The following is a 24,998-nucleotide window of genomic DNA, read 5'->3' on the forward strand; positions in this document are numbered from 1 at the left end:
GTTCACCATGAGTGCGCAGCCTCAATGTCACTTTTATTGCACATGATGACATGTGCAATAAAAGTGACATATTGGTGCTGGGCGGAGAGAGCACGCGTGGCGCGGGCGAGGTGTGGTTCGCGGCCATCGGCTAGTATGGTGCGGTCACGACAGAGGGAGGCATGCTGTGGCCGATGTGATGCGGGAGCTGGAACGGCTGCGACCGGTGTATGAGACGGGCGTCCTGCGGTTGCTGTTGCGCCAGAACGCGATGCTGTACGTGTCGCTGCTGCGTTCCACGTTCGACCCGCTCACCGGCGAGCTGCCGCGCGAGACCGTGGAGGAGCGGTTCGCGCAAAGTCTGAACGCTCTGGCCGACGCCGGCGAATATGCTCCGCGCGAGGACCAGACCTTCGCCGAGGCCGCTCATCAGATCCTCGCCGATCTGACCCGTGAAGGCGAAGGCGACTACGCCTGGCTCGCCAACTCGCATGATGCGGCCTCACACCGATTCCTCTACCGTTTGACGGCCCGTGCCCACCGCGCCATCGAGGCGCTGAGCAGGCTCGAAGACGAATCACGCGCCCTGTCCGGCGCGCAGGCCAACAGCATCATCATGGAAATCGAGCACGCGCGCATGCAGCTGACCGCCGACCCCGGCGAGCGCATCAAACTCCTCAACCGTGAAATCAAGGAACGCAAGCACGAGATCAAACGCATCCAACAAGGCAAGCAGCATGCCACGCTGAGCGAAGCCCAAGTGGAGGACGTGATCGCCGTGATCCACAACACGCTGCGCGGCGTGCCCATCGACCTGCGCGAACTCGTGCTCGACGAGCGGGACAACGGCGACGCCTTGCGCCGGCGCATGCAGACCGGCGACGTCAGCGTGGACGAGAACCTGACCCGCTACCACGACGAATACCGCCGCTCGTTCAGCGAATCGGACAGCGGCCGCCGCTTCGAGGACGCCTTCCAGGTGATCATCACCGACGAGGGCCGCCAGCAAATCGACGAAGCCCTGCGCGCCATCGCCAAAACCCCGTATCTGGCCGGCGAATCCGGCGTGCTGCTCGGCCAGATCCGCGACGAACTGGCCCGCATCTACGACGGCATCGAGGCCGTGCGTCGTCAGATGCGCGTCTCCGACGAGGCGATCAGCCGGCTCGTGCGCCAGCAAACCGACACTCGCTACCGTACGATGCTCACCCGCTTGAACCGACTGTACGCGCGCCTCAACGCGGATGCGAAAACCCATATGGGAGACGCCTCGCGCCCGTGCGACACGGCCACCGCGGACGCGCTGTTCGCGCCATTGCCGATGCGCCCGGCCAAATCCATGACCCGCGCCACCGCACCCGGCCTGAGCGACCTCGCCGCCGAAGCCCCGCAGGCGACTCCGGTGGCCGATCTGCGGGATATGGTCAACAGCGGCGGCCCCCGACTCCTGCGCATGGTCAGCCTCATCCGGCGCAACCCGGTGACCGTTGACAGGTCCGATGACAGGTCCAACGCAACCCTCGTGGACATCGCCGCCAGCTTCAACCGGCTGCCCGAAAGCGAACGCCGCGAAAGCGAGATCGTCGGCTTCCTGGGCGGGCTGGGAGCCGTAAGCGGCAGCGCCATCGCTGACGAGCCGTCCACTGACGGCGTCGGCATCGACAGCGACATCGCCACTGAGCCGGCCCCGGCGCAGCGCGGCGATACCGCGACCTGGCATTGCGTATCGATCGACGGCGAGCCCCGGCACTGGATCACTAGACCGGTGCTGGCCGACATGGACGAGCTGAACATCATTGTGGAGGAAGGATGACCGTGGCCGAGGAACACGAGGAACATATGGACGCCAACCCGTACGCCCTGTTCGAAGGCGACACCGGCGACATGCCGGCCGAGGCACGCATGGCCGCCATCGCCCTCAAACGCGACCGCTATATCAGCGGGCCCACCTACGACACCGTGCTCGACAACCGCGACGCCGTCGTACGCTCCCTGAACAACGACCTGCTCGACTTGGTGATCAACGAACGCTACCGCATCATGTACGCCACGCCCGTGGCCGGCGACGACGTGACCCTGCGCTCGCTCAAAACCCGCGTCAGCCTCAAACGCGAGGAGGCCGCGCTGCTCGCCTTCCTGCGCATCCGCGTCCTCGAATACGAGAACGTGCACGCCGACCCCGCCGACTGGCTCGTCAGCTTTGAGGAGATCCGCGCCGCGCTCGCCACCGGCGCCGGCTATCTGGCCGCCCGCAACGACGAGGAAGGCGTGGCAAAGCAGATCGGCGCCATCGTCTCCGCGATGATCACCTACGGGTATTTGGTGCGCCTGGACGACGAAGCCATGTACCAGATCACGCCGCTCGTGCCCGTGGTGCTCGACCGCGAACTGGCCGACACCTGGCTCGACGTCGTGGAACACGGCGACGGCGACACGGAAGATGACGATGACGACGAGAAGGGAGCCGAATGATGCAGGCGACAGACGTGCAGATGATCGCGGACCGGTGGATGCTGGAATCCCGCCGACTCATCAACTGGGGCTCCTATGAGGGCTACCACGAATTCCGCCCCTCCACGGACCACAAGCTGCCGGTGACCCTGCTCGCCGGCGCCAGCGAATCCGGCAAATCCACGCTGGTCGACGCGCAGATCTCCCTGCTGTACCCAACCGGCACGCCGTTCAACAAGGCCTCGAACTCCGGCCGCTCCGAACGCAGCGACTACACCTACCTGCGCGGCATGGTCGGCGTGGGCAGCACCGAAACCGGCGACGAGCCGCTCTACCTGCGCGGCCGCGACGAGAACGGCGCACCGCAACCCGTGTGGGGCGCCATCGTGGACACCTATCGCAACCAGACCACCGGCCAGGTGCTCTCCTGCGCCAAATTCCTCTACCTGATGCCCGGCGACGGCCGCGGTGACGTGCGCCGCCAGTACGTGGTCTGGGGCAAGCCCGTGGACCCCAGGCGCATGGACCAATACCGTGACGCCCCGTTCACGCCGGCCCAGCTCAAAGCCACCTACCCCGACTGCCTCACATTCCCCAGCGCCGAAGCGTTCCACACACATATCTGGAGCGCAATGGGCCTGAGCGAGGCCGCCTGCCGACTGCTGCACAAGATCCAGTCCGCCGACGCGCCCTCCCGGCTCGACGACATCTTCAAACAAGGCGTGCTCGGCGTGCCCGAAGCCCTGGGCCTGGCCCGCACCACGGTCGAGGACTACGAACGTTACGACGGGAACTTCCACGCCATGGACGAGAAAACCCGCCGCATGGACACGCTGCGCGGCATCCAACAGGCCTACGGCGAATACGCCGCCGCACGCGGCAAGGCCCGCGCCTTCGAACCGGTCAAGCCGGCCGTCGACGGCACGGTGCCGGCCGTGCTGCGCGACTGGGCATTGGCCCGCATGCGTGGCGAAGTCGCCGTCCAACTGCCCGCCGACCGCGCCGAACAACAGAACAGCGAGGCGGAAGCCAAGCTGCTGCGCCGCCGAACCGAAGACCTGCGCACCCGCCTCGACATGATCCGAGGCCAGATGCAGGGTCTGGACGGCGGCAACCTGACCCGACTCGAACTCGAACTCGACCAGGCCCGCCGCACCCTCGAAGACGTGCAAGCCAACCGAACACGAATCGAACAAACGTTCGCATCCATCGGCGAGACGCTGCCCGGCAACGAACAGGCCTGGAACGAGCGCCGCATCAACGCCGTGACTTCAAACGCGAATACAACAAACGAGACGGCGAATGCGAGGAAGCCCTCACCGCCGCCATCAACGCGCGGGCCGGCACACGCGGCGACCTCGAACGACTGCAACGCGACTTCGACCGGCAACGCTCCCAGCGCACCCGCATCTCCCAGCAGATGGACGAAACCCGCGCCATGCTCTGCCGCGCCACCGGACTCACCCCCGCCGAACTGCCGTACGTGGCCGAACTCATGGACGTGAACGAACACGAGGAAGACTGGCGTCTCGCCATGAACGTCGCCTACGCGCCCATCGCCCAGACCATCCTCGTCGACAAGCGCCACGAACAGGGCTTCGCCGCCAAAGTCAGCACCATCGACCCGCGCACCATGCCCCGACGCACCTGGCAGTTCGTAGACACCGCACGCCACTACGACGACACCGGCGCGCACGCGAACATACTCACCGGAGAACAGGACGGCGACTGGCTGTCCGGCAAACTGCGCTACCGCGACGACTCGCCCTTCGCCGACTGGCTGCGCTCGCAGACCCAGGCCGAACGATTCGACGCCCTATGCGTCACCGCCATCGACGACACCGACCGCACCAACCGTCAGGTGCAGGCCGACGGTCAGATCAAATCCGGCGCACGCGGCCAGCACGGCACCAAAGACCGCGCCCAGGTCATCGGATTCGTCAACGAAACCTACCTCAACGCGCTCGCAGCGCAGGTCGACGCCGCCCGCAACGCGCTCAGCCAAGCCGACACCGACTACACGGCCGCCAAAACACAGTCCGATAACCTCCACCGCGAACTCGAACTGGCCAACCAGCTCGCCTACACGTCATGGGAACGCATCGACATCGCCGGCGCGCAACGGACCATCACGGACACGCAGGACGCCATCGCATCCATCAAAAACGATCCCAAACTCGCCGAACTCGCCAAACAGCGCGACGAACTGAACGCCGAACTCGACCGTGTGGAACGCCAGCGCATCGAATCCGACCAGGCCGCGGCCCGCGCCGGCAGCGCCGTCGAAGCGGCGCTCATCTGGCTGCGCGACCATGCCGACACCGGCACGACGGACGCCGCCGGTGTCATCGCCGACAGCGGCGATGACGATAACGCCACCGCCGGCCCACTGCCGGACGAAGTCACGGCGGTGCTCACCGAATCCTACGACAACCGATTCGCCGGATTGGCGGACGCCGCCATGCGCGCGCACATGATCATCGGCGCGGGCGTGGCCGGAACGCGGGCGCCGGGGGAGAGTTTCCCCGAACGCACCATCGCCGGCATCGGCAAGGACATGACCTCCCGCATCAATCTGCTGAACGGCCAGGCCGACGCAGCGCGCACCGGCGTCGAATCGAAAATGAGCACCTACATCGCGCTCTACGCGGCCGACGACGACTCGCTGACCGCCAGCGTGGAGGACTACCGGTACTATCTCGACGAACTCGCCAGCCTCACCCAGCTGGCCGCGGTCGCCGCCACCGACGCCGAATACCGGCGCTGCCTCGAACAGCTGCTCAGGAGCTTCCTGACCATCAAACGCGCCATCGACACGGATGCCAGCGACATCCACGACCAGCTTGACCGCATCAACGCCATGCTCAAAGGCCAACAGTTCGGTCCCAAGCACGGCAACCTGTCCCTGCACGCGGACGTGCGCCGTCCCGAGCGCGCCTTCTGGACGCAGCTCATCCGCGTCATCGGCACCCTGAACGATTGGAAATCCGCCGACGTCAATGATTCCGACGCCTCGCGCAAGGCCTTCGCGGCCTGTGCGCCGATGGTCGGGCTGCTGCGCGCCGAGCTCGCGCAGGTCAAGGACGCGAACGGCGTGAAAAGCTACGGCGCCCGCAATCTCGACCCGCGCTGCCGCTCGTCCTTCTACGCCATCGTGCATCATGCCGACGGTCCGGACGAACGCATCACCTCCACCGGTGGTCGCTCGGGCGGCGCCTTGCAGGAGCTCACCTCATTCGTATACGGCGCGGCGCTCATCTACCTGCTCGGCGGCGGCCTGACCAGCGAACCCTCGTACACCACGCTGTTCCTCGACGAGGCGCTCATCAAGGCCGACGGCCGTTACACGCAGCGCGCCCTCGCGGTGCTGCCGCGCCTCGGATTCCAGGTCATCGTCTCCGCCCCGGAAAGCAAGACCGGCGAAATCCTCGAGGTCTCCACCAAGGCCTACGTGACCTACAAGGACCCCGACACCGGCCTCACCTCCCTGCGCGAGGCCGTGCTGCACCAGAATGACATGGATGATGAATCATCGTCGGATATATTGAAGGATGACGGGGTTGCCGAATGAGCAGTCCCGGCGTCGCCGGTATTAAGACGATTCGGTTCGACTCGACGATGTTCGAAAGCAGGTGATGGGAACTATGGCCGGCATGAAAGACATCGCTGCGATCACCACATGCGTTCACATATGTACGACATCGAACCGGCATGGCCATTTCCCGTGCCGGTGGGATTGCCGGACCAAGCATTTTTGGAAACCAATGCGATTGCAGTGCATGACAACAACAATGAGATACGGCAATGGGCAAGCAAGAATGGTTGCGAAATCATAACCAAGCATCGCACCATAGGCACCTCTGTCGAGTTGATCTCCAAAGTCGTCGATCCTGACGAATCAATAGCCATGCGTGTGGTTGGTCGTACGCTGGCGGCGGAATATCGCGAAGCGCACCGTCGCACAGATTCCACTGACAGGATTCAGCGGCAAATGGCTGAATGAGTCAAAAACCAATCGTCGTAAGGCCATTTGCCGACTGCTCGGTGTCGAAACGTTGGGTCTGTCAAAACGGCCGACCGAACTGCGGTTCGTTATCTCGATCCGGGCCACGACGATTTTGGTACCGATCGTACTGAACGCAGCGCGAAGATTGCTATGCGGGAGCCTAAGCCGACGCCCGGCCTTCAATCGGCGGAGCGACGTCTTTATGAACGACTGTGTGCTGACAAAACCATCGCTTATCGGCGTATCGAACAGGAACGCATTCCCATGCGTGATGCAGTTGACGAATTACGCAAGCTTGGCATCCCCGTGGAGTCCATTGAAGATTTTGTCCCGGTTCGAACATCAATCGTTTGACGGACGTACCGGGGCAGAATCCGTTGTCCCGGTTTGTGATTTCGGGTGTTTTTCGCGAACCGGGACATGTTGTGTTGCCCCGGTATGGGCGTCAATCGTTTGATGCGAGAATCGGGACAACATGGCGATTCTGAGATTGGCTTTATTCCGCCGTTTCCGTTTGCGTTTTATGTGGTTCGTGGAAACTGGAATGTCCTGGTTCTCGAAAACAGGCCAAAATCACGAACCGGGACAGCGGGTTTTGCCCCGATGCGGACGTCAAACGATTGACATGTGAACCGGGGCAAATCAGAGGAGGAGAGGTCTTCGGGATAGAGCTTGACTGGGGCTGGGCGCACGGTTGATGTCGCGTGGGCCGGCTCTTGCGTTTCGGTCCACTGATGGTCCGGAATTTTGCATACCATGGTTCGGTTTTCCGGCCTGACACGCCATCGAACAAGCGTTCGAATTTGGTCGTGTGTTCGGGTATCCTTGGGACAGATTTGGCGCGCGCATAACCGTGCGCGCGGGAACGGTGAGATGGAAGGTGGGATGTGGCTGTGGCGGCAACGCAGACTGGCGCAAGGCGCGCAACAAGCGCAAAGGGCACGAAAACCAGCAAGGGCAAGAACGGTGAGGTCATCGTCGAAAAGGTGATGACCAGCGACTCCTTCCTGAGCCGGGAAATCAAAAAGGCGCCGCTGATCGAACACGATGGTTCGCTGGTAGCTGATATCTCGCACATCCCGAACGATCTCAAGATCACGATTCAGGGTGCGCGCGAACACAACCTCAAGAATGTCGACCTGGCGATTCCACGCAACCGTATGGTCGTGTTCACCGGCCTGTCCGGTTCCGGCAAATCCTCGCTCGCGTTTGACACCCTGTTCGCCGAAGGCCAGCGACGCTACGTCGAATCCCTGTCCGCCTACGCCCGCCAGTTCCTGGGTCAGATGGACAAGCCCGATGTTGACTTCATCGAGGGCCTGAGCCCGGCCGTCTCCATCGACCAGAAGACCACCAACCGCAACCCGCGTTCGACCGTCGGCACCATCACCGAAATCTACGATTACCTGCGACTCCTCTTCGCCCGCACCGGCATCCCTCACTGCCCCGAATGCGGCGAGCCCGTCGCCTCCCAGACCCCGCAGCAGATCGTCGACACACTGCTCGGCTACCCGGAGCGCACGCGATTCCAGATTCTCGCGCCCGTGGTCAAGGGCCGCAAGGGCGAGTTCGTGGACATGATCGAGCTGCTGCGCTCCGACGGCTACGCCCGCGCGCTCATCGACGGCGAGATGACACAGCTGTCCGACGACATCAAACTCACCAAGCAGAAGAAGCACACCATCGAGGTCGTGGTCGACCGACTCGTGGTCAAGGACGGTATCCGCCAACGTTTGACTGATTCGGTGGAAACCGCCCTCAAGCTCGCCAACGGCAGCATCGTCATCGACTTCGTGGACGAGGAGGAAGGCAGCCCGGCCCGCCGCCAGCCGTTCTCCGAACACCGCAGCTGCCCGAACGGGCACACGCTCGAACTCGATGAGGTCGAGCCGCGCACCTTCTCCTTCAACGCCCCCTACGGCGCCTGCCCCGCCTGCACCGGTCTCGGCTTCAAACTGGAAATCGACCCGGACCTCATCATCTCCGACCCGGACAAGTCACTGGCCGACGGCGTCATCGAACCGTGGAGCGGCACCAAGATGACCTCCCAGTACTACGGCCACATCCTCGAAGGTCTGGCCAAGGAAATGGGCTTCTCCATGAAGACTCCTTGGAAGGACCTGCCGGACGACGTCAAGCACGACATCCTCTACGGCCACGACTTCAAGGTCAACGTCTCCTACCGCAATCGCTGGGGACGCCTGCGCGAATACTCCACCGGCTTCGAAGGCGTGATCCGCACGCTCATGCGCCGCCACGACGAAACCGATTCGCAGTCCATGCGCGAATACTACGAGTCGTACATGCGCGAAGTGCCCTGCCAGGTCTGCCACGGACGCCGTCTGAAGCCCGAAGTGCTCGCTGTCACCGTGGACGGCAAATCCATCTTCGACGTGTGTGACATGCCCGTCGTACGCGAACTCGCCTGGATCAACGGCCTGAAACTCGAAGGCTCGGCACAGCTGATCGCCGGCGAAGTGCTCAAGGAGATCAAGGCCCGACTCGGCTTCCTGAACGACGTCGGCCTCGACTACCTGACCCTCTCGCGCGCGGCCGCCACCCTGTCCGGCGGCGAGGCGCAGCGCATCCGACTCGCCACGCAGATCGGCTCCGGTCTGGTCGGCGTCATGTACGTGCTCGACGAGCCGTCCATCGGCCTGCACCAGCGTGACAACGAACGCCTCATCGAAACCCTGCACCACCTGCGCGATCTCGGCAACACGCTGATTGTCGTCGAACACGACGAGGACACGATACGCCGCGCCGACTGGGTGGTCGACATCGGCCCCGACGCCGGCGAACACGGCGGCGAAGTCATCTACTCCGGCCCCGCCAAGCACCTCATCGAAGCCAAGCGCTCCATCACCGGCGACTACATCGCCCACCGGCGAGAGATTGCCGTGCCCGCCAAGCGCCGCAAGATCCACAAGACCCAGGTGCTCAAAGTCGTGGGTGCCCGCGAGAACAACCTCAAGAACATCGACGTGAGCTTCCCGCTCGGCGTGCTCACCGTGGTCACCGGCGTCTCCGGCTCCGGCAAATCCTCGCTGGTCAACACGATCCTCTACCCGGTGCTCGCCGACAAGCTCAACGGTGCACGCATCGTACCCGGCCGCCACAGGCGCGTGGAAGGCGTGGACCAGGTGCGCAAGGTGATCCACGTCGACCAGAACCCGATCGGCCGCACGCCGCGATCCAACCCCGCCACCTACACCGGTGTGTGGGACAAGATCCGCACCCTGTTCGCCAAGACTCCCGAAGCCCAGGTGCGCGGCTACGGCCCCGGCCGCTTCAGTTTCAACGTCAAAGGCGGCCGATGTGAGGCCTGCCACGGTGATGGCACGCTGAAGATCGAAATGAACTTCCTGCCCGACGTCTACGTGGACTGCGAGGTCTGCCACGGCAAACGATACAACCGCGAGACTCTCGAAGTCACGTACAACGGCAAGACCGTGGCCGACATCCTCAACATGCCCATCGAGGAGGCCGCCGACTTCTTCAAGGCGTACACCGGCATCTCCCGATACCTGAAGACCCTCGTGGACGTCGGCCTCGGCTACATACGACTCGGCCAGCCCGCACCCACCCTGTCCGGCGGCGAATCGCAGCGCGTCAAGCTTGCCACCGAGCTGCAGCGCCGATCCGACGGCAAAACCGTGTACATCCTCGACGAGCCGACCACCGGCCTGCACTTCGAAGACGTGAACAAGCTGCTCAAGGTGCTGCAGTCCCTGGTGGACAAGGGCAATACGGTCATCGTCATCGAACATAATCTGGATGTGATCAAGGAGGCCGACTGGCTAATCGATCTCGGTCCGGAGGGCGGCGACGGCGGCGGCACCATCGTCACGCAGGGCACGCCCGAACAGGTTGCCGAATGCGAATCCTCATGGACCGGCAAGTTCCTGAAGCCCATGCTTTAGCCTTCCATTGCAGCTGACCTCGGGTGGGTGGGGTGGTATGTTGCTGGACATGCTCCGGGCCGCTCGGGCCAAGTCTTTACGGTCCAGCAACACACACCCCAACCCACCCAATCCCTGATGATTGGTTTTGCTTAATAGCGAGGAGGATTATGACGAACGATATTGAGCGGCATAGTCCGGATGAGTGGCGGAAGACTGCGGCGGCGTTAATGCCGGAAAGCGTAGCTGTGGGTGCCGGGGAAACGACGGCGAAGGTGAATGCGAATGGGGCACCTTTGCTGGGGGATTCTCGCGACCTGTTCCGACCCAAGACCTCGGATATTCCCGCCAAACCCGGTGTGTACAAATGGCGCGACGGGGAAGGGCGCGTCATTTATGTGGGCAAGGCGAAGAACCTGCGCAACAGGCTCACCAATTATTTCCAGCCGCTGTATCTGCTGCATCCGCGCACGCAGACCATGGTGCTGACCGCACGCAGTCTGGAGTGGACAGTCGTCGCCACCGAACTGGAATCACTGACGTTGGAATACACGTGGATCAAGGAATTCGACCCACGGTTCAACGTGCAGTTCCGCGATGACAAGACCTATCCGTATCTCGCGGTCAGCACGGGGGAGCGAATTCCGCGCGTGTGGGTCACTCGGTCGCGCAAACGTCGGGATACCCGGTATTTCGGCCCCTATGCCAAAGTATGGGAATTGCGGCACAGCCTTGACCGGCTGCTGCGCACGTTCCCGGTACGCACCTGCACCACCAACGTATTCCACAAGGCGCAACTGACCGGACGGCCATGCCTGTTCGCCTCCATCGGCAAATGCTCCGCACCCTGCGTGAACCGTATCGAAGCGGACGAACACCGGCGGCTGTGCGAACAGCTGGTCGGCGTGATGACCGGACGACTCGGACGGCCCTACATCGCCCAGTTGACCCGTGACATGAAAGAGGCCAGCGCCGAACTCGAATTCGAGAAAGCCGCCCGACTGCGCGACCAGATCCAAATGCTGGAAACCGTGGTGCAACAGAACGCCGTCGTCTTCGACCAGGATGTGGACGCGGACGTGTTCGGCTTCGCCAGCGACGAGCTCGAAGCCTCAGTGCACGCCTTTTATGTGCGCGCCGGCTCGATTCGCGGCGAACGCAATTGGAGCGTCGAACGAGTTGAGGACATCGATGACGCCGACTTGATGGCCGACCTTCTGGTGCAGGTGTATTCGGACGCCGCCGGGGACAATCACCCCCAGTCGGCCGCGACCATCTCCACCAATCGCGAGGCCATCGGCTCCACGCAAACCATCACGGCCACGGACGCTGTGGCACGCGCCCAGGCCACCCGAGAACGCAACACCCGTCAGGAGACCACCGGACGCGCGGACCTGCTGGCACCCATCGCACCGGTACCGCGCGAAATCATCGTGCCCGTCGAACCGGCCCGCCGTGAGGAACTCGAAGGCTGGCTGACCAATCTGCGCGGGGGAGCGGTGACCATCCGCGTGGCCTCGCGAGGCGACAAGAAGCAGCTCATGGGCCGCGCCAACGAGAACGCCAGCCAAGCATTGCAGCGCAGCAAGATGAGCCGCATCTCCGACATGGGCGCACGCACCCAGGCCATGAACGATGTGGCCAAGGCATTGGGACTCGCGGAAGCCCCGCTGCGCATCGAATGCTACGACATTTCGAACACTGTGGGCGGTGCCTTCCAGGTGTCCTCCATGGTGGTGTTCGAAGACGCGATCGCCAAGAAATCCGAATACCGACGCTTCTCCATCCGAGGCAAGGACGGCAAAGGCGCGGTGGATGATCTGTCCGCACTTTACGAGACGCTCACCCGCCGCTTCAAGCACGGCAACATCGCCGGCGACTCCGGCGAAAGCATCGACGCGGAACAGCGCGCGGCCTCGGCCGCCGGCAAGATGACCACTGCCGTGGCGGCGGAGACAATCGCTGCGAACGGTAACGACAATGGTGAGGACGGTTCCGACATCAGTGGCAAGGGGCACGCGGTGCCGGTCGGAGTGCAGAACGATACACGGGAAACTTCGCCCGACATCGTCCAGCAGAACACAAACCGGCATCACTTTGCCTACACGCCGAACCTGGTGGTGGTCGACGGCGGCAAGCCGCAGGTCATGGCCGCCGCCAAGGCGCTCGAGGACTGTGGCGTGAACGACGTGGCCGTCTGCGGACTGGCCAAACGCTTGGAAGAGGTGTGGGTGCCGGACGACGACTATCCGATCATCCTCAAACGCCAGTCCGAAGGCATGTATCTGCTGCAGCGTGTACGCGACGAATCCCACCGCTTCGCCATCACCTACCACCGCCAACAGCGGCGCAAAGGCGCCCTGCGCAGCGCGCTCGACGAGATTCCAGGCATCGGCAAAAGCTACCAGAAGCGGCTGCTCAACCACTTCGGCTCGGTCAAAGCCATGCGCGAAGCCAGTGTCGAGGACTTCGAGAAGGTCAAAGGCATCGGCCACGCCAAAGCCGAAGCGCTGTACAACGCGCTGCACGAGCAGTGAGCCGGCCCGGTCCAGCAGCCTAGAGTGAATTTTCGGTTGCGGGGCCTGTGGTTGACATATTCGAAGCAAAGTGTCGGCTAGCATGGGAACAGACATCAAGGAGGGGATATGGCCAATCATCGTTGCGCTGTACTCGGCAAACCCGTCGCGCACTCATTGTCACCCGTGCTCCACAACGCGGCCTACCGTTCGCTGAAACTCGACGATTGGCTGTACGACAAGCACGAAGTGGGGGAAGATGACCTCGACGCTTTCCTCAAAGGCCTCGACTCGACGTGGGCTGGCCTGAGCCTGACCATGCCGTTGAAAAAGGCCATCCAACCGTACGGTGTTCCGGAAAATCTGTGGGCCAAGGAACTGAAGGTGGCGAATACCGCGGTATTCGATTGGAGCGTGGCTACCGATGATCCCGCTTGGCCGAACGGCAAGCCAGACATCAAGCTATACAACACCGATGTCATCGGCATCCAACTCGCCTTCGACCATGCCAATCGCGAACTCGGCGAACACCACACCGCATCGAGAAGCGGCGCCGCGCTGATCATCGGCAATGGCAACACCGCCACTTCGGCGTTGGCCGCATGCTGCATGATGCCCGAAATCGGCTATATCATCGTCGCCGCCCGCCACCCCGGAAAAAACAACGGGCTTAAACCAGTGGCCGAGAAGTTCGTCAACGTGCATAACCCGTATAGCGAAATCGAATTAGGCGACGATCAGGCCCTGCTCGAGGCAGCCCGCAACGCCACCTATGTCATCAACACGATTCCCGGACATGCGGCCGACAACGTCGCGGATGCCCTCACCAATGCCGGAACCGAGCTATTCTCCGGACTGCTGCTGGACGTGGTCTACGATCCACGCCCCACCAAGCTCATGGAAGTCTGGCGCGCTCATGGCGGTCACGCCATCGGCGGTGAAGAAATGCTGCTGTACCAAGCTCTCGTACAGGTATTGCTGATGACCGGTATCTGGGATGACGACCCGCCCAGCGATGCCGACCAGCGTCTGCAGGACACCACCACCGAAGACGACCAGCTGGAGATCGCGATGCGCAAAGCTCTTGAGGAGGCACTGTAATGAGTCAACAGACAACAATCCTCGATACCGGAGAGGCGGCCGCCACGAATGCGCCGGCGAATTCCGCGACATCCACATCGACTCCGGACAACCAGCCGACCCCGCTTGATGCCTTCGAAGTGCTGCTCATCACCGGTATGTCCGGCGCAGGCCGCTCTCATGCCGCTGACTGCGTGGAAGACATGGGATGGTATGTGGTCGACAACCTGCCTCCCAAACTGCTTATCCCGCTTGTCGACATGATGACCACCTCCGGTTCCGGATCGGGGTCGGGCGTCCACAAGCTTGCCGCCGTCATCGACGTGCGCTCCAGCTATTTCGACGAGCTGGCCGCCGTGCTCGGCCATCTGGATGATCTCGGCGTCAAAACCCATATTCTGTTCCTCGACGCCAGCAACGAAGTGCTCATCAAGCGCTATGAATCCGTGCGCCGCCCGCACCCGCTGCAGCACGGCAACCGACTGATCGACGGCATCCTTGAGGAACGTCACCTACTGGAAGACCTCAAGGAGCGAGCCGACTGGGTCATCGACACCAGCTCCCTGAGCATCCACCAGCTGTCCACCAAACTCTACGAGACGATGCTCGGTTCAGGCCCCACCACCGTGGCGGTACACATCTTCAGCTTCGGCTTCAAATACGGCATGCCCATCGACGCCGATTTCGTGGCCGACGTGCGTTTTCTGCCCAACCCGTTCTGGGTGCCCAACCTGCGCGAGCTTACCGGTCACGACAAGCCGGTCGCCGACTACGTGCTTTCCAGCAAGGGTGCCAAGGAATTTCTCGACGCTTATGAGAAAGCTATCGAGATTGCGTTGGAAGGATACGCCCAGGAAGACAAGCACTACGTAACCATCGCCGTCGGCTGCACCGGTGGCCAGCACCGGTCGGTGGCGATGAGCGAGGAGCTGGCTCGCCGCTTACGCGCACATGGGCTCAACGTAACCGTTTCCGCGAGAGAACAGCACAAGCGTCACTCATCGTAAGCAGGCGTCGAGCGGTCATCGGGCAAGCGTTCGGTGACCACACTGCGAGAAAGCAAAGCCCATAATACGTATCAAACGGGTTCGCTTGTCCACCAGATTAGGTATCACAGAAAGCCGATGGCTTCCGACCGTGTGACAGCAAATAACGGCACGAAGCGCCTGAAGCATTGAGAAGAACGGGACTGTAGGAGGTAGATCTTGGCTCTTCTGGACGATGTCAAAAGCGAGTTGGCGGCCTTTGAAGGCGATTCGCCAGCCGCGATCAAGGCCCAAGCTGCGGCCATGATCCGTTTTGGCGGCGGTCTTCGACCGGTGCAGAATACATACGTTATCCAAGCCGTATTCACCTCGCTTGACGTTGCAGAATGGCTGAAGAACACGTTGAGGAACACGTTCGGGCACGAAGCCGAGATCAACCACCTCACCCGTCAGACCCCGAACGGCCCTGTCGAGACCTACGTGGTGCTCGTCACCCGCAACGTAGTGGCCTTGGCTTTGCAGACCGGACTGGTCGACCGCCGCAAGCAGCAGGTCCGTGGACTGCCGTCTGAAGTGGTCAACGGATCCATCGCCCAAATCAAAGCGGCATGGCGCGGCGCCTTCATGGCCCGTGGCTTCCTATCCGATCCCGGTAAGGCCAGCTTCCTGGAAATCGCTTGCCCTACGGAAGAGGCCGCCATGGCCCTGTGTGGCGTGGCCCGTCGTCTCGGCATCCAGGCCAAGCATCGCACGCTGCGCAGCTCCGAGCGCGTGACCCTCAAGGATCCCGACGCCATCGAACGCATGCTCAAGCTCATGGGCGCCACCCGTTCGGCCCGCGAATGGACCGGCAAGCGCTCCGATGGCGAGGCCCGCGGCAAGGCCAATCGTCTGGCCAACTTCGATGACGCCAATATGCGCCGTTCCGCCAAGGCCGCCGCCGAAGCCAGCGAAAAAGTGCAGCATGCATTCGAAGTACTCGGCGATAACATTCCGGACAACCTCCGTCAGGCCGGCCAGCTGCGCATCGATCACGTGGACAAGAGCCTCGAGGAGCTCGGCAAGATCGCCGAACCGCAGATCACCAAGGATGCGATTGCCGGACGAATTCGCCGACTGCTTCAGCTTGCCGAGAAGACGGAGAAGGCTCGAGCAGCCGAAGGCAAGTAACCCGACAATCCGATTTGCCGTGCCTATTCGGCAGAACGCGACAACAACAGAACAAAACACCGCATTCAGTCAGTAGACGAATGCGGTGTTTTGTTCCGGAATGCCTGTAATATGCAAAGTGGCAAAATTGGCCACTTTGACGTGCGATTCGTCAAGGAAAGGATATTCATGAAGACACTCAAGGACCTTGGAGATCTCAAGGGCAAGCGCGTTCTGGTTCGCGCTGATTTCAATGTTCCGCTGGACGGCACCACCATCACCGATGACGGTCGAATCAAGGCTGCTCTGCCGACCATCAAGACCCTGCGCGAAGAAGGCGCCAAGGTCATCCTCATGGCCCACCTTGGCCGCCCGAAGGGCAAGGTCGTTCCTGAGCTGAGCCTGGCCCCGGTTGCCGCCCGCCTCGGCGAGCTGCTCGGCACCAACGTGCCGCTGGCCAAGGACACCTACGGCGAGGACGCTCAGGCCAAGGTCGCCGCCATGAACGATGGCGACGTTGTGCTGCTTGAGAACGTTCGTTTCAACCCGGAGGAGACCTCCAAGGACGCCGACGAACGCGCCGCTTACGCCAAGAAGATCGCCGCCCTCGGCGAGGCCTTCGTTTCCGATGGCTTCGGCGTGGTCCACCGCGCCCAGGGCTCCAACTACGACGTTGCCGCCGATCTGCCGGCCGCCGCAGGCCTGCTGGTCGAGAAGGAAGTCAAGGCCCTGTCCAAGGCCACCGAGAACCCGGAGCGTCCGTTCACCGTGGTGCTCGGCGGTTCCAAGGTCTCCGACAAGCTCGGCGTCATCGAGAACCTGCTCGACAAGGCCAACCGTCTGGTCATCGGCGGCGGCATGGTGTTCACCTTCCTCAAGGCCAAGGGCTACGAGGTCGGCACCTCCCTGCTTGAAGAGGACCAGCTTGAGAAGGTCAAGGGCTACATCGAGACCGCCGAGAAGAACGGCGTTGAGCTCGTGCTGCCGACCGACGTCGTCGTGAACGCCGGCTTCCCGGCCGGTGACACCCCGGTTGCTCCGGAAGTCGTTGCCGCCGACGCCATCCCGGCCGACAAGATGGGTCTGGACATCGGCCCGGAGTCCCAGAAGCTCTTCCACGACAAGATCGTCGACTCCAAGACCGTCGTGTGGAACGGCCCGATGGGCGTGTTCGAGGTTCCTGAGTTCGCCGCCGGCACCAAGGCCGTGGCCCAGGGTCTGGTCGACGCCACCGCAGCCGGTGCGTTCACCATCGTCGGTGGCGGCGACTCCGCCTCCGCCGTGCGCAACCTCGGCTTCCCGGAGGACGGCTTCTCCCACATCTCCACCGGTGGTGGCGCTTCCCTCGAGTTCCTCGAAGGCAAGGAGCTCCCTGGCCTGAAGGTGCTTGAGTAATCCATTTTCTAGCTCCCCTCCTTGAGGGGAGCTACGTATTTTTTAGAAGGGAAACATATGGCGTCCAAACGCATTCCGTTGGTGGCCGGCAACTGGAAGATGAATTTCGACCATCTTGAAGCCACTTACTTCGTGCAGAAGCTGGTATGGCTGTTGCGTGACGCTCACTTCGACTTCAAACGCTGCGAAGTCGCGCTTTTCCCCTCGTTCACGTCATTGCGCAGCGTACAGGTGCTGGTCGAAGCCGACAAGCTCCATGTCGCCTACGGCGCACAATCCGTTTCCGTGACCACCCAAGGTGCCTTCACCGGCGATGTGTCCGCGGACATGATCGCCCATCTCGGCTGCTCATACGTCATCGTCGGCCACTCCGAACGCCGCAAATACCATCCTGAAGATGACGCCAATATCGTCGATCAGGTACGTGCCGTGTTCGCCGCCGGCATGCAGCCGATTTTGTGCGTCGGCGAAAGCTTCGAGGAACGACGTCAAGGCATTGAACTCGATTTCGCCGTGGGCCAGGTACGAGACGTCACCCGCGATCTCAACGAAGAACAAGCCGCCGAACTCATCGTGGCCTACGAACCTGTCTGGGCCATTGGCACCGGCATGGTGGCCACTCCGCAATCCGCCCAGGATGCCGCAAACGCCATCCGCAACGATTTGAAGACCACCTTTGGCACGAAGGTATCCGATAGCGTACGTATCCTGTACGGCGGATCGGTCACCTCGAAAAATGCGGCGGAACTCATTTCCCAGCCCGACGTTGACGGCTTCCTGATCGGAGGGGCGGCCTTGGATGTTGAGGAACTCGCCAAGATCGCTCGATTGGCACTTAAATCCATGAAATCACGGAACTAATACCACGGTTTTCCCGTGTGTGCGCTATGCTGGTCAACAGTCCAATCAATCCGGAGGTACCCTGTGACCGCTCTTAAGATCACGCTGCAAGTCATCGTCGTGCTGCTCAGCTTCGTGCTGACCCTGCTCATCCTTATGCACAAGGGCAAGGGCGGCGGTTTGTCCGACATGTTCGGCGGCGGTCTGACCCAGAACGCCGGTACTTCCGGTGTCGCCGAAAAGAACCTGAACCGTTGGACCGTTATCATCGCTCTGGTGTGGGTGGCCTTGATCATCGGCCTCGACATGATGACCAAGTTCAACCTCGGCTGATCGGCTTGCACGCCATATAGACTTGTCGCTCGCGACCCATGACCGTTACCGTCGGTCATGGGTCGTATGCGTTCTATCGAGTATTACGAAAGGACATCACCATGGTCACTATGAACCGCAACAAAGTCGTTATCGTCGGCACCGGCCAGGTCGGTGCCACCGCCGCCTTCGGCATCGTCACGCACGGCCTGTGCAATGAGCTTGTGCTCATCGACCGTTCCGCCGCCAAGGCCCTGGGGGAGGCCCGCGACCTCGATGATGGCAGCGAATTCCAAGACCGCCACGTCAAGGTGCGCGCCGGCGACTACGCCGACTGCAAGGACGCGGACATCGTCGTCATCACCGTGGGCCGCAAGCCGCCGGCCAACTCCAACCGCATGGCCGAACTCGGCTTCACCGTGGGTCTTGTGGGCGAAGTGGTCGACAACGTCATGGCCTCCGGCTTTGATGGCGTGATTGTCATGGTCTCCAACCCGGTCGACGTGATGGCTTGGTATGCCTGGAAACGTTCCGGTCTGCCTCGCACCCAGGTGCTCGGTACCGGCACTGCGCTCGACACCTCGCGTCTCAAGACCATCATCGGCGAAGAGACCGGCCTTGACCCGCGCAACGTGGGCGGCTTCGTGATGGGCGAGCACGGCGACTCCCAGTTCACCGCATGGTCCACCGTCTCGCTCGGCGGCAAGCCATTCGCCCGTTTCCTAGCCGACAACCAAGACCGTTTCGCCTCCGTGTCCACCACCGAAATCGAAGAGAAGACCCGCACCCGTGGCGATGAGATCGTCGCGGCCAAGGGCGGCACCAACTTCGGCATCGCCTCCACCGTGGCCGGCATCGTGCAGACCATCCTGTGGGACGAACGCCGTATCGTGCCCGTCTCCACCCTGCTGGACGGCGAATACGGCGAACATGACGTGTTTCTCGGCGTCCCCACTGAACTGCGGGCCAATGGTGCCAACGAGATCGTCGAACTCGATCTGAGCGAGGACGAGCGGGCCAAACTGCACCATTCCGCCGAACTCGTGCGTGTACACTGCGAGGGGCTACTGTGATTCTCGACGCCATCACACCGAAACAACCCCGACTGCTGGTCGCCGACCTCGACGGCACGTTGCTGCACGACGCCGAGGTATTCGAGGACCGGTTCATCACCCAGCGCAGCATCGACACCATCAACCGCGCGCACGATGCTGGACTGAAATTCGCCATCGCCACCGCGCGGCCGGTGAGTACCGGTCTCCAGTTCGCCGAAAAACTGCCGGTGGACGCCGTAATCTATCTGAACGGCGCCCTCATCGATTTCGACCCGGCCCACTCCGACTTCGACCTGCTCACCTCAGGTGCCACGCCGGCCGATGAGAACCATTTGATCAAGATTGGCTTCTCCTCACGGCGTGCCTGCGAAGTCTGTCTGTTCCTGCTCGATCGCATGCCCGGCCTGAAGCTCGGCATCGTGATGAACGACGTGCGCTACACCAACTTCGATGTGCGCGTGTATTGGAAAACTCAGGCCTTCCAATACACGAACTTCCACGACGTGCCCGAAGGCGTGGCGGACAAGATCACCATCTTCCCCGAGCCTGAACAGTGGAACGAGCTGCGTGCGCTGATTCCGCCGGACTTCGACATCTCCATCAGCGAAGGCGTGATGTGGATGCTCATGAACCCGCAGGCCAACAAGGAGCACGCGCTGCACCTGCTGTGCGAGCGACTGGACGTGCCGCTCGAACAGACCGCCGCCTTCGGCGACGACCTCATCGATATCAACATGATGAGCGAATCCGGCCGGGGTGTGGCCGTGGCCAACGCGAACCCCAAGGTGTTGTCCATCGCCGACGAGATCTGCCCGTCCAACAACGAGGACGGCGTCGCCCAATGGATTGAAGCGCAGTTGGGCTGAACCGGTCGAGACTCGAGAACACGCCAAAATTGAACTTGTGTTGAACCGGGAGTATGCTTTGAACCGTTGTTCAAAAGATAAATTGAACTCCCGGTTGGAGGCATAAGGATATGAGCGTATCGGTGTTTGCGGAACGTCTGCGCAATGCGATGAACAGCAGGGGACTGAAGCAGGTCGATTTGGTGCACGCCGCCGAACATCGTGGCGTAAAGATGGGCAAGAGCCACATCAGCCAATACGTGGCCGGCAAGACCATGCCCCGCGAGGACGTGCTCGAATTCCTGGCCAGCGAACTGGACGTCGACGCGAACTGGCTGCGCGGCGAGGAATCCACCACGCAATTGAACTCGGACGCCTCCAACAGCGTCACGGACGTCGAACACGCCGCCACAACGCTTGCCACGGATGCCGCCAAGCCCCATACGGACAGCGAGATTCCCATGGGCCGCCGCCGCACCTTCGGCAAATCACACAAGCTTGACAACGTGCTCTACGACGTGCGCGGCCCGGTCGCCGACGAGGCGATGCGCATGGAGGCCAACGGCACCCACATCCTGAAATTGAACATCGGCAATCCGGCACCCTTCGGCTTCCGCACGCCGGACGAAGTCGTCTACGACATGGCCCACCAGCTCACCGACACCGAAGGCTACTCGCCGTCCAAGGGCCTGTTCTCCGCACGCAAGGCCATCATGCAGTACGCGCAGCTGAAGAACATCCCGAACGTCACCATCGACGACATCTACACCGGCAACGGCGTCAGCGAGCTCATCAACCTGTCCATGTCCGCGCTGCTCGACACCGGCGACGAAGTGCTCGTGCCCTCCCCGGACTACCCGCTGTGGACCGCCTGCGTGAACCTGGCCGGCGGCACCGCCGTGCACTACCTGTGCGACGAACAGTCCGAATGGTATCCGGACATCGACGACATCCGATCCAAGATCACCGCCAACACCAAAGCAATCGTCATCATCAACCCGAACAACCCCACCGGCGCACTTTACCCAAAGGAAGTGCTCCAGCAGATCGTCGACATCGCACGCGAACACCAGCTCATCATCTTCTCCGACGAGATCTACGACCGTCTCGTCATGGACGGCCTGCAGCACGTCTCCATCGCCTCGATGGCCCCGGACCTGTTCTGCGTGACCTTTTCCGGCCTGTCGAAGTCGCACATGATCGCCGGCTACCGCATCGGCTGGATGATTCTGTCCGGCAACAAGCGCATCGCCAAGGACTACATCGAAGGCCTCAACATGCTCGCCAACATGCGCATGTGCTCGAACGTGCCCGCCCAGTCCGTGGTGCAGACCGCGCTCGGCGGACACCAGAGCGTCAAGGACTATCTCGTTCCCGGCGGCCGCGTGTATGACCAGCGCGATCTCGTCTACGACATGCTCAACGCCATCCCTGGCATCAGCGCCGTCAAGCCCAAGGCCGCGTTCTACATCTTCCCGAAGATCGACGTCAAGCGGTTCAACATTCACTCGGATGAGCAGTTCGCGCTCGATCTGCTGCATGACAAGCACATCCTCATCAGCCATGGTGGTGCGTTCAACTGGCGGCATCCCGACCACTTCCGTGTGGTGTACCTGCCGCGCATAGGCATGCTGCACGAAACCATGGAGGAGCTCGCCGACTTCTTCAGCTACTACCGGCAGAACTGACCCATGGCGCATACAGACGCACTCGATTCAGGGCTGGGCGTCACGCCGGTGCCCCGTCTGGCTCTCACCATGTCGTTCCCCGCCATCGTGGCGCAGGCGGCGAACGCCTCGTACACGATCATCGACCGGATGTTCATAGGGCATATCCCCGAAGTCGGCAATGCGGCGATGACGGGAGTCGGCATCTGTTTCCCGATTCTGTTGGCCGTCACCGCCTTCGCCTCGCTGATCGGCGCCGGCGGCGCGCCGCGCGCCTCCATTGAACTCGGTCGCGGCAACTTCAAGAAGGCCGAGCGCATCCTCGGTACCAGCACGGCGTTCCTCGTCGTCATAGCCCTGACCCTCACCGCGGTGCTGCAGTCGGTGAAACGGCCGATCCTCTATGCCTTCGGCGCCAGCGACGCGACCATCGCCTACGCGACCGATTTCATCACCATCTACCTGATCGGCACCGTTTTCGTGCAGTTGACGCTCGGGCTGAACAGCTTCATCTCGGCGCAGGGCAAGACCACGGTGGCCATGGTCTCGGTGCTCATCGGCACCGGTGCGTCCATGGTTCTCGATCCCGTGTTCATTTTCGTTTTCGGATGGGGCGTCAGGGGAGCGGCCGCCGCGAATGTGATCGCACAACTGATTTCGACGGTATGGATCGTGCTGTTCCTTTCCTCGGGGCGCAGCGCCATTCGCCTGCGCCCGGCGAACATCCGAATCGACCGGATCATCATTCCCGTGTTGACGCTTGGTCTGGCGCCCTTCATCATGCAGATCACGGAATGTCTGATCAATGTGGTGTTCAATGTCGGTCTGCAGCGGTACGGCGGTGATGATTACGTCACCTCTATCACCATCATCACGTCGCTGATACAGGTCGTGGGTGTACTGACCGGCGGTTTTCAGCAGGGCATCCAGCCGATCATAGGGTTCAACTTCGGCGCCCGTAATATGCGGCGCGTCCGGCAGGCGATTCGCATGGCCTTCGTCACGCAGATCGCCTCCGCCACGGCGTTGGTGTCGGTGCTTGCCGCATTCCCGGGATTCTTCGCATCATGGTTCACCACGGAACAGACGGTCATCGACATCGTGACCCGCATGATGCCGATCTTCGTATGCGGCTGGGGCGTCTTCGGCATCCAGCTGGGCGCGCAATGCGCATTCGTCGGCATGGGCCAGGCCGGACAGTCGGTGTTCCTGGCCGTCTTCCGCAAGGTCATCCTGCTTGTACCGCTCGCATTGCTGTTGCCGCATTGGCTCGGCGTCGATGGCATCTTCATCGCCGAACCCATCTCCGACGCCACCTCGGGCATGGTGGCCGGTCTGCTGTTCCTCATCACCTACCGCAGGATTCGACGGAATCTGGTCTAGATGTCGCGGCCGGCAGGCGTGACGCGCCGCTTGTCGACGATGCCGGCAATGACGCCGATGACGGCGGGTAGGATCCAGCCGAGCTGGTACTGCTGCAAAGGCAGTGCGGCCAGCGCGGCATCCAGCCAGGCGATGTCGCCGCCGAACACGACGGCCAAGCTGGAGACGCAGGTGGCGAAGGAGGTGACGGCCACCAGCAGCACGGTCCAGAAATAGACGCGCGGGAACCGGGCGCCGAGCATGGTATGGGTGAGCGCGAGCAGCACCAGTACGATGGCGATCGGATACAATGCGGACAGTACCGGCACGGAGACCTTGATGATCGCGCTCAGTCCGGCGTTGGAGACGATGAAGCTGAACACGGTGAAGATGACCTGCCACGTGCGGTAGCTCGGTGTTCGTCCCGCGATGGAGCGGAATCTGGCGTGGAAATAGGTGGCGCAGGTGCAGATCAGCCCGGTGCACACGTTGAGGCAGGCTATGACGAACACGATACCGAGGAACGCGGTGCCGAAGGTGCCGAACAGGGACGAGGTGAGGTTGGTGAGCACGGTCGCGCCCGTGTCCTTTGCCGGGTCGATGGCGCTGATGGCACCGGATACCGCTCCCACATAACTCAGCGCTCCATAGATCACGATGAGCAGAACGCCGGTGCCAAGACCGGCGTATGCGGTCTCCTTCTGCACTTGGATCTCGTCATCGATGTGCTGGGCGCGGATGTTCGCGGAGATCACGATGCCGAAGTACAGCGCGGCGAGCAGATCCATGGTCTGGTAGCCGTCGAGGAAGCCTCGCGTCACCTGATTGGCGAAGTAGTCGCCCATCGGTTTGGCCGGCGTGCCGATGCCGTGTACCAGGCATGCGACGAACAGGATGGCGATCAGCACCAGCAGCAGCGGTCCCATGAAGCGTCCAAGCACCTTGGAGAGTTTCTCGGGATGCTGGGCGAACAGGAAGGCCAATGCGAAGAACACGCACGAGTAGATGAGTTGCGCGAGCCAGCCGTAGGAAGCCGGCACGAAAGGCGACACCATCATCTCGAATGACGTGGTAGCCGTGCGCGGAATCGCAAAGCAGGGGCCGATGGTAAGCATGATCGCCACACCAAGAAACAGGGCGAATCCGGGGGAGACCCGTCGGGCGAGCCCATCGAATCCCCCTGCGAAGGTGACCGCGAGGACGCCGAGAATCGGCAATCCGACCGCGGAGACGATGAAGCCGACGGCTGCCGGCATGGTCGCCGATCCGGCCTGCGCGCCAACGAATGGAGGGAAGATCAGGTTGCCCGCCCCGAAGAACATCGAAAAGAAGGTAAATGTCATCACCAACCGTTGGCGCGCGACAAGCTTGTTCATTGCGGAAAACACCTTTCTCCCTTGTGTCCGTAGCACTATGGCATCGGATTGTCCCCAGGCCCGTGCATGACGGGTCT

Annotated in this window: 15 protein-coding genes and 2 pseudogenes; 16 read left to right on the top strand and 1 reads right to left on the bottom strand. The window is 62.1% G+C overall.

The features are described 5' to 3' along the window. Positions 1–166 precede the first annotated feature (166 nt). From MMB48_RS05700 to MMB48_RS05780, 16 genes and pseudogenes are all read left to right on the top strand, one after another. Positions 167–1,792, top strand: coding sequence for a DUF3375 domain-containing protein (locus tag MMB48_RS05700; RefSeq protein ID WP_032744146.1), 1,626 nt, complete (start codon positions 167–169; stop codon positions 1,790–1,792). After that, entirely contained in the window at positions 1,789–2,451 is a 663-nt protein-coding gene (locus tag MMB48_RS05705; RefSeq protein ID WP_032744145.1) for a DUF4194 domain-containing protein, read from the top strand. Before MMB48_RS05700 ends, MMB48_RS05705 begins: the two co-directional genes overlap by 4 nt. Then, positions 2,448–6,001, top strand: a pseudogene (locus MMB48_RS05710) (ATP-binding protein). Before MMB48_RS05705 ends, MMB48_RS05710 begins: the two are co-directional and overlap by 4 nt. Before the next feature lie 73 nt (positions 6,002–6,074). Then, positions 6,075–6,790, top strand: a pseudogene (locus tag MMB48_RS11620) (DUF3322 domain-containing protein). Positions 6,791–7,323: 533 nt separating this feature from the next. Continuing rightward, the gene (gene uvrA, locus MMB48_RS05725; RefSeq protein WP_032744144.1) at positions 7,324–10,359 is read left to right on the top strand and encodes an excinuclease ABC subunit UvrA; all 3,036 of its coding nucleotides are present in this window, start codon (positions 7,324–7,326) and stop codon (positions 10,357–10,359) included. A 149-nt stretch (positions 10,360–10,508) separates the two neighbouring features. Beyond that, positions 10,509–12,875, top strand: coding sequence for an excinuclease ABC subunit UvrC (gene uvrC / locus MMB48_RS05730; RefSeq protein WP_032744143.1), 2,367 nt, complete (start codon positions 10,509–10,511; stop codon positions 12,873–12,875). A gap of 108 nt (positions 12,876–12,983) precedes the next feature. Further along, positions 12,984–13,955 (top strand): shikimate dehydrogenase family protein, encoded by a 972-nt coding sequence (locus MMB48_RS05735; protein ID WP_032744142.1) that lies wholly within the window; start codon positions 12,984–12,986, stop codon positions 13,953–13,955. After that, entirely contained in the window at positions 13,955–14,941 is a 987-nt protein-coding gene (rapZ, locus tag MMB48_RS05740) for an RNase adapter RapZ (protein WP_032744141.1), read from the top strand. The genes MMB48_RS05735 and rapZ overlap by 1 nt, the downstream gene beginning before the upstream one ends. Before the next feature lie 198 nt (positions 14,942–15,139). Further along, positions 15,140–16,090, top strand: coding sequence for a DNA-binding protein WhiA (gene whiA / locus MMB48_RS05745; RefSeq protein WP_012577435.1), 951 nt, complete (start codon positions 15,140–15,142; stop codon positions 16,088–16,090). A gap of 168 nt (positions 16,091–16,258) precedes the next feature. After that, positions 16,259–17,464, top strand: coding sequence for a phosphoglycerate kinase (locus MMB48_RS05750; protein WP_012577436.1), 1,206 nt, complete (start codon positions 16,259–16,261; stop codon positions 17,462–17,464). A gap of 57 nt (positions 17,465–17,521) precedes the next feature. Then, positions 17,522–18,325, top strand: coding sequence for a triose-phosphate isomerase (tpiA, locus tag MMB48_RS05755; protein WP_032744140.1), 804 nt, complete (start codon positions 17,522–17,524; stop codon positions 18,323–18,325). A 63-nt stretch (positions 18,326–18,388) separates the two neighbouring features. Further along, positions 18,389–18,637: a preprotein translocase subunit SecG gene (secG, locus tag MMB48_RS05760; protein WP_003829342.1), complete on the top strand. Its 249-nt coding sequence runs from the start codon at positions 18,389–18,391 to the stop codon at positions 18,635–18,637. 101 nt (positions 18,638–18,738) lie between these two features. Beyond that, the gene (locus tag MMB48_RS05765; protein ID WP_032744139.1) at positions 18,739–19,689 is read left to right on the top strand and encodes an L-lactate dehydrogenase; all 951 of its coding nucleotides are present in this window, start codon (positions 18,739–18,741) and stop codon (positions 19,687–19,689) included. Continuing rightward, positions 19,686–20,537 (top strand): HAD family hydrolase, encoded by an 852-nt coding sequence (locus MMB48_RS05770; protein WP_050496249.1) that lies wholly within the window; start codon positions 19,686–19,688, stop codon positions 20,535–20,537. Before MMB48_RS05765 ends, MMB48_RS05770 begins: the two co-directional genes overlap by 4 nt. Positions 20,538–20,647: 110 nt before the next feature. After that, positions 20,648–22,204 carry an aminotransferase class I/II-fold pyridoxal phosphate-dependent enzyme gene (locus MMB48_RS05775; RefSeq protein WP_168928595.1) on the top strand — a complete coding sequence of 519 codons (1,557 nt, stop codon included), beginning with the start codon at positions 20,648–20,650 and terminating at the stop codon, positions 22,202–22,204. Between the two features lie 3 nt (positions 22,205–22,207). Next, a complete protein-coding gene (locus tag MMB48_RS05780) occupies positions 22,208–23,566 on the top strand; it encodes an MATE family efflux transporter (protein ID WP_012577441.1) in 1,359 nt (452 codons plus the stop codon). Here MMB48_RS05780 and brnQ read toward each other — a convergent pair. Then, positions 23,563–24,921 carry a branched-chain amino acid transport system II carrier protein gene (gene brnQ / locus MMB48_RS05785; protein WP_032744138.1) on the bottom strand — a complete coding sequence of 453 codons (1,359 nt, stop codon included), beginning with the start codon at positions 24,919–24,921 and terminating at the stop codon, positions 23,563–23,565. The genes MMB48_RS05780 and brnQ overlap by 4 nt on opposite strands. Positions 24,922–24,998: the final 77 nt, after the last annotated feature.

It is taken from the genome of Bifidobacterium sp. FKU (assembly GCF_026016385.1).
Lineage (GTDB): Bacteria > Actinomycetota > Actinomycetes > Actinomycetales > Bifidobacteriaceae > Bifidobacterium > Bifidobacterium infantis.

Excerpts from the sequence above, each read along its gene's own strand:
- MMB48_RS05705 (WP_032744145.1), top strand. The coding sequence starts at position 1,789 with ATGACCGTGGCCGAGGAACACGAGGAACATATGGACGCCAACCCGTAC.
- uvrC (WP_032744143.1), top strand. The coding sequence starts at position 10,509 with ATGACGAACGATATTGAGCGGCATAGTCCGGATGAGTGGCGGAAGACT.
- MMB48_RS05735 (WP_032744142.1), top strand. The coding sequence starts at position 12,984 with ATGGCCAATCATCGTTGCGCTGTACTCGGCAAACCCGTCGCGCACTCA.
- rapZ (WP_032744141.1), top strand. The coding sequence starts at position 13,955 with ATGAGTCAACAGACAACAATCCTCGATACCGGAGAGGCGGCCGCCACG.
- MMB48_RS05750 (WP_012577436.1), top strand. The coding sequence starts at position 16,259 with ATGAAGACACTCAAGGACCTTGGAGATCTCAAGGGCAAGCGCGTTCTG.
- tpiA (WP_032744140.1), top strand. The coding sequence starts at position 17,522 with ATGGCGTCCAAACGCATTCCGTTGGTGGCCGGCAACTGGAAGATGAAT.
- MMB48_RS05765 (WP_032744139.1), top strand. The coding sequence starts at position 18,739 with ATGGTCACTATGAACCGCAACAAAGTCGTTATCGTCGGCACCGGCCAG.
- MMB48_RS05775 (WP_168928595.1), top strand. The coding sequence starts at position 20,648 with ATGAGCGTATCGGTGTTTGCGGAACGTCTGCGCAATGCGATGAACAGC.
- MMB48_RS05780 (WP_012577441.1), top strand. The coding sequence starts at position 22,208 with ATGGCGCATACAGACGCACTCGATTCAGGGCTGGGCGTCACGCCGGTG.
- brnQ (WP_032744138.1), bottom strand. The coding sequence starts at position 24,921 with ATGAACAAGCTTGTCGCGCGCCAACGGTTGGTGATGACATTTACCTTC.